The sequence below is a fragment of the Bradyrhizobium sp. P5_C11_2 genome (assembly GCF_054049755.1).
This window is the reverse complement of the sequence record NZ_JBFULT010000241.1, coordinates 1-10,756: the sequence shown is the minus strand read 5'-3', so window position 1 is coordinate 10,756 and position 10,756 is coordinate 1. Positions and strand designations below refer to the sequence as shown.

The 10,756-nt window shown below is 64.2% G+C and carries 11 protein-coding genes; 6 read left to right on the top strand and 5 right to left on the bottom strand.

What is annotated here, in order from left to right:
- Positions 1-51 precede the first annotated feature (51 nt).
- Positions 52-825: a DUF2865 domain-containing protein gene (locus ACXJL8_RS21785; RefSeq protein WP_456619418.1), complete on the top strand. Its 774-nt coding sequence runs from the start codon at positions 52-54 to the stop codon at positions 823-825.
- Positions 826-940: 115 nt separating this feature from the next.
- Here ACXJL8_RS21785 and ACXJL8_RS21780 read toward each other — a convergent pair whose 3' ends face one another.
- The gene (locus ACXJL8_RS21780) at positions 941-1,372 is read right to left on the bottom strand and encodes a hypothetical protein (RefSeq protein WP_456685556.1); all 432 of its coding nucleotides are present in this window, start codon (positions 1,370-1,372) and stop codon (positions 941-943) included.
- A gap of 184 nt (positions 1,373-1,556) precedes the next feature.
- On the opposite strand from ACXJL8_RS21780, the gene ACXJL8_RS21775 reads away from it, so the two are divergent.
- Positions 1,557-1,850: a GIY-YIG nuclease family protein gene (locus ACXJL8_RS21775; protein WP_456619416.1), complete on the top strand. Its 294-nt coding sequence runs from the start codon at positions 1,557-1,559 to the stop codon at positions 1,848-1,850.
- Positions 1,851-1,968: 118 nt separating this feature from the next.
- Here the strand turns inward: ACXJL8_RS21775 and ACXJL8_RS21770 are convergent, their stop codons facing one another.
- Positions 1,969-2,202: a hypothetical protein gene (locus ACXJL8_RS21770; protein WP_456619415.1), complete on the bottom strand. Its 234-nt coding sequence runs from the start codon at positions 2,200-2,202 to the stop codon at positions 1,969-1,971.
- A 205-nt stretch (positions 2,203-2,407) separates the two neighbouring features.
- Between ACXJL8_RS21770 and ACXJL8_RS21765 the strand changes: the two genes are divergently transcribed.
- From ACXJL8_RS21765 to ACXJL8_RS21755, 3 genes are all read left to right on the top strand, one after another.
- Positions 2,408-4,933, top strand: a complete 2,526-nt coding sequence (locus ACXJL8_RS21765; protein WP_456685555.1) for a glycogen/starch/alpha-glucan phosphorylase — start codon at positions 2,408-2,410, stop codon at positions 4,931-4,933.
- A 71-nt stretch (positions 4,934-5,004) separates the two neighbouring features.
- On the top strand, positions 5,005-5,373 hold the full coding sequence (locus tag ACXJL8_RS21760; RefSeq protein ID WP_456619413.1) for a hypothetical protein: 369 nt from the start codon (positions 5,005-5,007) through the stop codon (positions 5,371-5,373).
- 4 nt (positions 5,374-5,377) lie between these two features.
- On the top strand, positions 5,378-6,193 hold the full coding sequence (locus tag ACXJL8_RS21755) for an acyl-CoA thioesterase (protein ID WP_456619412.1): 816 nt from the start codon (positions 5,378-5,380) through the stop codon (positions 6,191-6,193).
- Positions 6,194-6,199: 6 nt separating this feature from the next.
- Here ACXJL8_RS21755 and ACXJL8_RS21750 read toward each other — a convergent pair whose 3' ends face one another.
- Positions 6,200-6,796, bottom strand: coding sequence for a TetR/AcrR family transcriptional regulator (locus tag ACXJL8_RS21750; RefSeq protein ID WP_456619411.1), 597 nt, complete (start codon positions 6,794-6,796; stop codon positions 6,200-6,202).
- A 107-nt stretch (positions 6,797-6,903) separates the two neighbouring features.
- Between ACXJL8_RS21750 and ACXJL8_RS21745 the strand changes: the two genes are divergently transcribed.
- Positions 6,904-7,722 (top strand): hypothetical protein, encoded by an 819-nt coding sequence (locus ACXJL8_RS21745; RefSeq protein ID WP_456619410.1) that lies wholly within the window; start codon positions 6,904-6,906, stop codon positions 7,720-7,722.
- Between the two features lie 296 nt (positions 7,723-8,018).
- Here ACXJL8_RS21745 and ACXJL8_RS21740 read toward each other — a convergent pair whose 3' ends face one another.
- On the bottom strand, positions 8,019-9,635 hold the full coding sequence (locus ACXJL8_RS21740; RefSeq protein ID WP_456619409.1) for a phosphoenolpyruvate carboxykinase: 1,617 nt from the start codon (positions 9,633-9,635) through the stop codon (positions 8,019-8,021).
- A gap of 284 nt (positions 9,636-9,919) precedes the next feature.
- On the bottom strand, positions 9,920-10,756 hold an 837-nt coding region (locus ACXJL8_RS21735), incomplete at its 5' end, for a CHAT domain-containing protein (RefSeq protein ID WP_456685554.1).

Sequence of the window (10,756 nt, the reverse complement as noted above, 5' to 3'; positions counted from 1 at the left end):
GAGTAAGCGTTGCGTACAATCATGTCCCATGCGCGCCGGCGGCGTCGCGCGATGCTTGTGGCCGCCATCTTCGCTAGCCCGCTGCTCGCGGCGCCGGCTCCCGTCTCCGCCGAAGGCCTGTTCGACTTCTTCTTCGGCGGAGCGCAGCAGCAACGCCCGCAGCGCGAGGTGCCGCAGGCGAGCTCCTACGCCGATCCCTTCACCGGCCAGCAGAATGCCGCGACCCCGCAATATGTCCCGCCGACGCGCGCGGCCGCGGCCGGCGGCTCGGGTCCGGCGTTCTGCGTGCGCAGCTGCGACGGGAAATATTTTCCGCTGATGCGCGGCCTCGCCTCGCCGGCGCAGATGTGTCAGGCGTTCTGTCCTGCCAGTGCCACAAAGATCTTTTTCGGCTCCAGCATCGACGGCGCCTATTCCCAGACCGGCGAACGCTACGCCGACAGCGAGAATGCGTTCGCCTATCGCAAGGCGCTGCGCGCCGACTGCACCTGCAACGGCCGCGAGCCGGCCGGGCTTGCCCCGGTCGATCTGGCGCTGGACTCCTCGCTGAAGGCCGGCGACGTGATCGCGACCACCGACGGCCTCGTCGCCTATACCGGCATCCGCCTCGGCAACGACCAGACCGCCGAGTTCACCCCGGTCGCCTCCTATCCCGGCCTCACCGCACAGGTCCGCGCCCGCCTCGGCGAAATGAAAGTGGCCCCGGTGCGCGCCGACACGGTGGCCGCGGATGCGCCGGCCGCGGAGATCGTGCGCGGGGCATTGCCTGACGTAACGGTGCCGAAGACACCGGCGAAGTCGGCGAAGCGGGCGGGGCTGGATTGATTTCGTCATTCCGGGGCGATGCGTCAGCATCGAACTACGGTGCGCAATTGCGCACCTGAGAATCTCGAGATTCCGGGTTCATCGCTGACGCGATGCCCCGGAATGACGCTCCGCGTCATCTGCCGATGATCACCCCGATCACGTTCGGCGCCGCCAGATATTTCTCCTCGATCGCCGCGCGCGCGGCGGCGCGGTTGTCCGCCGTCAGCAGGCCGCGCTTCTCAGCCAGGATCATCCAGCAGAAGCCCCACCAGTCGGTCAGCATGCCCTGATCGCCAACGAGGTCATAGCCCTGCTCGGCCGCGAAGATGCGCGCATGCGCTTCATCCAGCGTGTCGAGAAACAGGTGGTCCTCGGGCGCGAACAGATCGTCGCTGACGTCATCGATGGTGTAGCCCCAGATCGACTGGCACACCGCGTTGAACTCGCGGTCGAACTGGTCGTCGTCGACCGCATAGCTCCGCGCCGCCTGATGCAGCCGCGACAGCGACCGCGCGAAATCGGCGATCCGGGTGAGGGCAAACTGATCGAAGGCAATGGTGGACATGTAGTCCTCACGAACTCTGGCAGACCCTAGATATTGTGTCGGCAATGCGCCGAWTCACAATGATATATCAAAGACTTGCTAAAGTGTTCTTAATTTGTTCCGATGCCATCGCAAACGTCGTCCCGGCGAAGGCCGGGACCCATAGCCACCGCCGTCAGACGTTTTCGGAAATGGGTGCCCAGCAATGAATGCACCAGCCGTGTACTACGTCTACATCCTCGCGAGCCGGCGATACGGCACACTGTACATTGGTGTCTGCAACGACCTCAGTAATCGATTGTCACTGCATCGTTCGGGACGCGGCTCAAAGTTCGTCAGCAAGTATGGCGTGACACGACTTGTGTACGTTGAGACGTATGCCTCACCATCCGAAGCGATCGCGCGCGAGAAGGCGTTGAAGGAGTGGCGTCGCGACTGGAAGATTCGCTTGATCGAGCAGGAAAATCCGGATTGGCGCGATCTGTCGCATCTTCTCTGACAGCGGTGGTTATGGGTCCCGGCCTTCGCCGGGACGACGATGCGGTGGGAGCTTTCGCCAGGACGACGATGTGGCGGCGGCAATCCGCATCACATCGGCATACCTCGCGACCCTCCCCTCAATTCGCCGCCGACATCAGCCTGTCCCCGCACGCGCTCGCATAAAACTTGCCGCCGCATTGGCGCTTGATGGCGGCGCAGCGGGTGGCGGGGGATGCGTTTTGCGGGACGGTGAAGCCGCAGCTGAGGCCGTCGGCGCTGCGGCCTGATTTGCCGGCGGCGAACGCGGCACTGGAGGCGGTGATGCAGACGACGAGCAGGGCAGCCGCGGCGATTTCGATCAGCAGTCTCATGGGGCGCTTCCTCCACACTGATGGCTGAATCTGTCCCTATTCTACCACCAAATCCGCGCTTCTCCGTACGCATCCGGGTTCCCAAACCGGCCCGTTCCTTGCATAATTTTACGCCAGCGCAGTGCACGCCGCGCCGGCGATGGTTTCGGTCCGGAAGCAAGACGCGTAGGGTTAGTGGTGTTCTCGCGACCAGGAAGTGACGGCCTTGCAAGATTCATCGTTCCAGCCAAATTTTCCCGCCCCCGACCAGCCCATCGACGAACTTGCGCTGGCTGAGATCAAGGGCGCGATCCTGGCGAAGCTGCGCCTTGCCATCGGCAAGGACGCAGGGATGGCGACCAAGCACGACTGGTACCAGGCCGCGGCGCTGACGTTGCGCGACCGCATCGTGCATCGCTGGCTCAGCGCCGAGAAGCGCAGCTACGATGCGGGGCGCAAGCGCGTCTACTATCTCTCGCTCGAATTCCTGATCGGCCGCCTGTTCACCGACGCGCTCAACAATATGGGGCTCCTGAAGATCTTCGAGGTTGCGCTCGGCGACCTCGGCGTCTCCCTGCCCGACTTGCGCAAATGCGAGCCGGATGCGGCGCTCGGCAATGGCGGTCTCGGCCGGCTTGCCGCCTGCTTCATGGAAAGCATGGCGACGCTGTCGATCCCCGCGATCGGCTACGGCATCCGCTACGATTACGGCCTGTTCCGCCAGATCATCAATCAGGGCTGGCAGCAGGAATATCCGGACGAATGGCTCGGCTTTGGCAATCCCTGGGAATTGCAGCGGCCGGAAGTGATCTACAACATTCATTTCGGCGGTGGCGTCGAGCATGTCGACGACAAGGGCCGCGACCGCGCGATCTGGCATCCGGGCGAGACCGTGCAGGCGATCGCCTATGATACGCCGATCGTCGGCTGGCGCGGCCAGCACGTCAATGCGCTCCGCCTGTGGTCGGCGCGCTCGCCCGATCCGTTGAAGCTCGACGCCTTCAACAAGGGCGACTATGTCAGCGCCAGCGCCGAGCAGTCGCGCGCGGAAGCGATCTGCAAATTCCTCTATCCGAACGACGAGAGCCCGGCGGGCCGCGAGCTGCGGCTGCGCCAGGAGTATTTCTTCGTCTCCGCGTCGCTTCAGGACCTGGTCAATCGTCACCTGACCTCCGACGGACAGCTTCGCAGCCTCGCGATGAAGGTCGCGGTGCAGCTCAACGACACCCATCCGAGCCTCGCCGTCACCGAGCTGATGCGGATCCTGGTCGACCTGCACAATTTCCGCTGGGACGAGGCCTGGAAGATCACGGTCGCGACGCTGTCCTACACCAACCACACGCTGTTGCCCGAGGCGCTGGAGACCTGGCCGGTCGAGCTGTTCGAACGGCTTTTGCCGCGGCATCTCGAGATCATCTACCGCATCAACGTCCAGCACCTCGCGCTGGCGGAGGCGCGCGCGCCCGGCGACATCGACTTCCGCGCCTCGGTTTCGCTGATCGACGAGAAGAGCGGCCGCCGCGTGCGCAYGGGCCAGCTCGCCTTTGTCGGCTCGCACCGCATCAACGGCGTCTCGGCGATGCATTCGGACCTGATGCGCGAGACCGTATTCCATGATCTCAACCATCTCTATCCAGGCCGCATCACCAACAAGACCAACGGCATCACCTTCCGCCGCTGGCTGATGCTGGCGAACCCGAAGCTGACCGACCTGTTGCGCGAGGCCTGCGGCGACGCCGTGCTCGACGACCCGACACAGCTCCAATTGATGGAAGCGCGCGCCAGCGACGTCGAATTCCAGAAAARGTTTCGCAGCGTCAAGCTTCACAACAAGACGGCGCTTGCGCGCCTGATCGGCGAGAGGCTCGGCATCAAGGTCGATCCGAACGCGCTGTTCGACGTCCAGATCAAGCGCATTCACGAATACAAGCGCCAGCTCCTCAACGTTATCGAGACGGTGGCGCTGTACCAGGCGATCAAGGACGATCCCAACGGCAACTGGGTGCCGCGGGTGAAGATCTTCGCCGGCAAGGCGGCGGCGAGCTATCGCTACGCCAAGCTGATCATCAAGCTGATCAACGACGTCGCCGAGGTCGTCAACAACGATCCCGCGATCGGCGGCAAGCTCAAGGTCGTGTTCCTGCCCGACTACAATGTCAGCCTTGCCGAGGTGATCATTCCCGCGGCCGACCTGTCCGAGCAGATCTCGACCGCCGGCATGGAAGCCTCCGGCACCGGCAACATGAAGCTGTCGCTGAACGGCGCCCTCACCATCGGCACGCTCGACGGCGCCAACATCGAGATCCGCGACCATGTCGGCGCGGAGAATATCGCGATCTTCGGCATGGAAGCCGGCGACGTGATGATCCGGCGCAAGCAGGGGCTGGATGCCTCCGACGTGGTCCGCAGATCGCCGAAGCTCCAGCGCGCCATCAATGCGATCGGCACCGGCGAATTCTCGCCCGGCGATCCCGGACGGTTCGAGTCGATCGCGCATGCGCTGCGCTATCTCGACCATTACATGGTCAGCGCCGATTTCGATTCCTATTACGAGGCGCAGCGCAGCGTCGACGCGCGCTGGCAGGTGGCGCCGGCCTGGACGCGCGCCTCGATCCTCAACGTCGCGCGCATGGCGTGGTTCTCCTCCGACCGCACCATCCGCGAATATGCCGAGGAAATCTGGAACGTGCCGGTGCATCCGACCACGCCCGCTTTCCAGGAGGCAGAGGACCTGCGCGACGCGGCGAGCTGATTTTCCACGCGGCGGAATCCCACGTTACCTGCCAGGTTATTGATTTGGCAGGATAACCATCATATTACGGCTTGAGCCTTCTCAAGCCGGAGTCGATCGTGCCCGTTGGCGAATATGTCAGCCCGGATGGCCAGCTTCGATTGCTTGTCATCTGTCCCGGCGGCGACTGGACATTGGGCTTTGACGGATTCCCGTGGCACACGCACGGCAGCATCCTTGCCAGTCTGTCCGGGAAGGACGAGGAGACCGCGATCGACGACTTCATCGCCGATTTGACTAGCGGCAAGAGCATCATTGCAATGAAGCGCATAGGAGGCTCGGTGGCGGATGTCTGGGTCACGAACGATCCGGCGGACGATCTATCGAGTTCGCAAAAATATGGCCCCGGTGATGAGACGATTGAGTTTCGTCTTTGGGATGGAAGCACAGTAAAGGTCTAATTCCATGCACGCCAAGCTCCCGCACCCTTTCGACGACGCCACCCGCGTCACCGCCGGCGATAGCAGCTGGCAGGGGCATACCAGCGACGACTATTGGGCCTTTGTCGGCCCGTTCGGCGGCGCCACCGCCGCGACCATTTTGCGCGCGCTGATCGACCATCCGCAAGCCGCCGGCGATCCGCTGGCCATCACCGTCAATTACTGCGCGCCGATCGCGAAGGGACCGTTCGATCTCGACGTGCGGCTGGTGAAAGCCAACCGCTCCAGCCAGCACTGGAGCGTCGAACTGTCACAGGGCGGCGGCGAGGTCGCAACGCTTGCCACCGCCGTGTTCGCCGAGCGGCGGCCGTCCTGGGAGCACAGGGTGGCGAAGTGTCCCGACGCCACGGCGTTCGAAGCGACGCTGCCTTTCCCAAAAATCTCGGCGTCCTGGGCCAACCAGTATGAATTCCGCTTCGTCGAGGGCGAGATGCGGATCGGCCCGCCGCAGGCCGAGCTTGCCAGCACCTATTCGAAGATCTGGATCGGCGACCACACGCCGCGCAAGCTCGACATGTTGTCGCTGATGTCGATGTCGGACGCCTTCTTCGGCCGCATCTTCCACGCCAGGCGCGAGCTGGTGCCGTTCGGCACGGTGTCGCTGACGACCTATTTCCACACCGACAGCGAGGAGCTCGCCGCCGAGGACATCACGCGTGTCCTCGCGACCGTGGATTCGAAGGTGATGCACAAGAGCTACGCCGACCAGAATGCCGAGCTGTGGTCGCCGAACGGGAGGCTGCTCGCGACGACCACGCAGATCGCTTATTTCAAGGCGTGAGGGGCCTCAGGACAGGCCCAGGAGATAGCTGACGGCGTCGCGTGCGGCGGTGCGGTCCCCTGCGTCGAGCGTGTTGTCGCCCGGCTCCCGCGGATAGGGCCGGCGGCGCCCCAGCAGCCGGTCGAGGCGCGCCGGCGCGGTCAAACGGTTGATCCAATCCCGCGCAAGGCTCCCGGTCTGCGCGGCCCTGTGCCCCCTGGTCGCCAGCCAGGCTGCGACCGGCCTTTCCATGATCTCGCCGCTGGTGGTGACCAGGCGGGAGCCGAGCGCCGGAAAGGTGTCGGCCTCGGCGATCAGCAGGCGTTGCACGCCGATCGCACCGTCCCAGCAGGTCAATTCGATCAGGGTCTCCGCAAAGCGCAGCAGTTTTGCCTGTCCCGCATCGAGGGGCAGCGGTGCCAGGCGATCGCCCAGCCGTGCCAGCGTGCCCTCGATGACCGCTTCCAGCAGCTGCTCCTTGGAGGTGAAATTGTTGTAGATCGTCCGCTTGGTCACGCCGGCGCGCTCGGCGACCTGATCCATCGAGGTCGCGCGGTAGCCGAGGGTGAGGAACGTCGCTTTCGCGGCGTCGATGATCTGGTCGGTTTTGTTGGCAACAGGCATCGCCGCTCGGTCGCATCAGGAGAGGGCCCACGCATAGCGGGCGCGACAGGCCTTGACCATAGGCTGAGATTATACTATACGGTATAGTATAATCCGGAGTGAGAAAAATGACGCGTATCATCGTCGCCGGCGCAAACGGCAAGGTCGGGCGGTTGCTGGTGCCACGGCTGACGGCAACAGGCCACGAGGTCATCGCCCTGGTGCGCAGCGACCCGGTTCCGGAGGCCACCAGCTGCATCACCGATTGGATGCATGCACCGCTGCCGGACGCCGACGCCAATGACGTGGTCGTCAACCTGACCGGAGACGTCAATCCACCGGGAGGCGACTACGACGGCGCCAATACAAGGACGGCTGCGCGGCTGCGCCGGCACTATGACGGCCGTGCCGCGCACGCGGTCTTCATCGGCTTTCCGGGCGCCAGCACGATCTCGCCGAACCGCTATCTGCGAACCAAGGGGGAAGCCGAAGCCCTGACGCTCGAGACGGCGCGCATCGCGACCATCCTGCGGACGGTCTACATCTGCGGCACGCCCGATCTCCCGCAGGAGAGCGATGTCCGCCAACAGACGCCGCGGGGACGCGCGGCCCGCTCCTTCGGCGACGGCCGGGCGCGCTATCGTCCCCTGCTGATCGACGACGTGGTACAGGCGGCCCTGAGCTGTATCGAGCGGCGATTGCCGGGCGCATTCGCGCTCGAAGGCAAGGAAGTCCTGTCGCTCGACCAGATCATCCGCCTGCTCAACCGCGATCCCGCAAAGCCGATCCGGCACGTTCCGGGAAAACTGGCGAGGGCGATCGGGCCGATGATCGGCATCAACAAGGACTTCGTCGACATCTTCCTCGCCGATCAGCTTTGCACCGACCCGAACATCTTCGACGCGTGCGGGATCATCCCCGGATCGGTGCAGCAGGCGTGGCGCTAGAGCAAGGCTTAGCTTTTGCCGTCTGACGAGGAGCCGTCCCCGCGAATGCGGTGGCAGATGGACTCCCCAGATCTCACCCCAACGTCGTCCCGGCGAAGGCCGGGACCCATAACCCCAGGGAGGAGTTTGGCGGAGACTCGCGGTCCGGGACTGCTGCCTACATTCATAGACAGATCACGCGGTTTGGGTCCCGGCCTTCGCCGGGACGACACTGAGCGTGTGGTTCACGCTAGTGCCCCCAAACAAAAAAAGAGCGGCCTCGCGGCCGCCCTTCTGCATTTCGAGTGGAGACGAAGCTACTCCGCCGCGAGCTTCACGTCCGGCGCGGCTGCACGCACTTCGGCGTCGACCTGGGCTTCGAACTTGGCAAAGTTCTTCTGGAACATGCCGACCAGCGCGCGCGCGGTCTTGTCGAACTCGTCCTTGTCCTTCCAGGTGTTGACCGGGTTGAGGATCTCAGCCGGCACGCCCGGCAGCGCGGTCGGGACCGCGAAGCCGAAATACTTGTCGGTGCGGAATTCGACGTTGCGCAAGGAGCCATCGAGCGCGGCGGTGAGCAGCGCGCGCGTCACCTTGATCGGCATGCGCGAACCGACACCATACTTGCCGCCAGTCCAGCCGGTGTTGACCAGCCAGCAATCGACATTGTGCTGGGCGATCAGGTCGCGCAGCATGTTGCCGTAGACGGATGGATCGAGCGGCAGGAACGGCGAGCCGAAGCAGGTCGAGAATTCCGGCTGCGGCTCGTTGCCGAGACCGCGTTCGGTGCCCGCGACCTTGGCGGTGTAGCCGGAGAGGAAGTGATACATCGCCTGCGCCGGCGACAGCTTTGCGATCGGCGGCAGCACGCCGAAGGCGTCGGCGGCGAGCATCACCACGTTCTTCGGCTGCGGCGCGCGGCCGGTGCGCGAGGCATTCGGGATGAAGTCGAGCGGATAGGCCGAGCGCGTGTTCTCGGTCTTGGAGCCGTCATCGAAATCAACGATGCGGGTGTCCTCGTCGAGCACGCAGTTCTCGAGCACCGCGCCGAAGCGCGTCGAGGCGGCATAGATCTGGGGCTCGGCTTCCTGCGACAGCTTGATGCACTTGGCGTAGCAGCCGCCTTCGAAGTTGAACACGCCGTTCGGGCCCCAGCCGTGCTCGTCGTCGCCGATCAGGGTGCGGTTGGGATCGGCGGACAGCGTGGTCTTGCCGGTGCCGGACAGGCCGAAGAAGATCGCGGCATCGCCCTTGGCGCCGACATTGGCGGAGCAGTGCATCGGCATCACGCCGCGCTCGGGCAGGTAATAGTTCAGCGTGGTGAAGACAGACTTCTTCATCTCGCCGGCGTAGTAGGAGCCGCCGATCAGCACGATCTTGCGGGCGAAATCGATCGCGACCACGTTCTCCGACTTGCAGCCATGGCGCTTCGGATCCGCGCGGAAGCTCGGCATGTCGATGATGGTGAGCTCCGGCGTGAAGCTCGACAGCTCGACCGCCTCGGGGCGGATCAGCAGCGTGCGGATGAACAGCGAATGCCAGGCGAGCTCGGTGAAGACGCGGGTCTTGATCCGGTAGGCCGGATCGGCGCCGCCGTAGAGATCCTGCGCGAACAGGCTCTTGCCTTCGGCGTGCTTGAGGAAGTCCTGATAGAGCGTCTCGAACTGCTCCGCGGTGATCGACTGGTTGCCGGCCCACCACATCTTCTTGTCGGTGGTGGCGTCACGCACCGTGAACTTGTCCTTCGGACTGCGGCCGGTGAACTCGCCGGTGTCGGCGCAGAGCGCGCCATCCGCGGAGAGCACCGCCTCGCCCGCGGAGAGCGAATATTGATAAAGCTGCGGTGCGCCGAGGTTCCAGTGAACCTGTTTGAGATTCTTTAAGCCGAATTTGTCGGCACCGAAGGCACCGTTGCGCACGCCCGTCTCTTGCACGAAAAAATCCTCCTAGAACCCGCGACACTCAGCGCGATCATGCTTTGGCGCCGTCGCGGTCACCGTGAATAATAGGCCATCCGGCCTCGGCTGGACGACCTAATAATGATGAACGCTGGCGTTGCCAAGCTGATCCCGTAGGATTTGGTTTATTCAAGGACCGCGCCAAAGGTCGCGCATGTCTGCCCTGAGCAGGTGCATCAAAAAATCGCGGATGATCGCGCAACCAAATGCGCGATTCGGCGTTATACGGGGTTATTGCGACGCACAATCCCTGCAGCGGTCTATCGGACCGCTCCTTCGCCGATGAGCGCGAACGGTGCCCAGATAGCGGGATAGGCATTGCGCGGTGAAGATGCGTCATCGAGATAGGCCAGCATCGCGCGCCGCAACGCTTCAGCGCGACCCATTCCTGGTTCGTTTTTGAGCAGATCGAAAGTCGACGTGGTCAAGCGGGTGGCAGCTTCGGAATCGACTGCCCAATGCGAGACCAGAAGAGCGCGCGCGCCGGCGTAGAAGAACGAACGCGCCAATCCCGACAGCGCCTCGGCGCCGGGCCTGTCGCCGGCAATCGTATTGCAGGCCGACAGCACCACCCAATCCGCATTGAGCTTGAGCTGTGCGACTTCGCTCGCGGTCAGCAGACCGTCATCGAGCTCGGAGGGCTGGTCGGGAATCGAGAGCGCAAGCGAGGGCTCGCCCACGCCCTTGACGTCGCCGGCCACGAGACCGTGGGTTGCAAAGTAGATGATGCTGTATTGAGCAAGCGCTGCACGCTTCAGCGTCGTCTCGCTCGCATCGCGGCCGAGATGGATGTCGGCCTCGGCTGCGCCGACGTCCTTCGCCACCGCGCTCAGCTCGTCCGCGGTGTCGGGCAGTTGCGGCAACGCCTGCGCAAGCCGCGTGCGATCGACGCCGGCGCCGCGCCAGAAGTCGGTATAGGCGATGGTCGCAATGCTGCGCGCGGCGACCTTGCCGCCTGCTGCGCGCCGGTCCGCGGGGCCCGCCTCGGCAGGATTGAACACGGGATCGCCGAAGCCCGTCATCGGCTTGACGCCCTGATCCCTGCGCACAAAGGCACGCAGCGATTTCAGGCTCACCACCGACGGCAACACCGACAC

Excerpts from the sequence above, each read along its gene's own strand:
- ACXJL8_RS21785 (WP_456619418.1), top strand. The coding sequence starts at position 52 with ATGCTTGTGGCCGCCATCTTCGCTAGCCCGCTGCTCGCGGCGCCGGCT.
- ACXJL8_RS21780 (WP_456685556.1), bottom strand. The coding sequence starts at position 1,372 with ATGTCCACCATTGCCTTCGATCAGTTTGCCCTCACCCGGATCGCCGAT.
- ACXJL8_RS21775 (WP_456619416.1), top strand. The coding sequence starts at position 1,557 with ATGAATGCACCAGCCGTGTACTACGTCTACATCCTCGCGAGCCGGCGA.
- ACXJL8_RS21770 (WP_456619415.1), bottom strand. The coding sequence starts at position 2,202 with ATGAGACTGCTGATCGAAATCGCCGCGGCTGCCCTGCTCGTCGTCTGC.
- ACXJL8_RS21755 (WP_456619412.1), top strand. The coding sequence starts at position 5,378 with ATGCACGCCAAGCTCCCGCACCCTTTCGACGACGCCACCCGCGTCACC.
- ACXJL8_RS21750 (WP_456619411.1), bottom strand. The coding sequence starts at position 6,796 with ATGCCTGTTGCCAACAAAACCGACCAGATCATCGACGCCGCGAAAGCG.
- ACXJL8_RS21745 (WP_456619410.1), top strand. The coding sequence starts at position 6,904 with ATGACGCGTATCATCGTCGCCGGCGCAAACGGCAAGGTCGGGCGGTTG.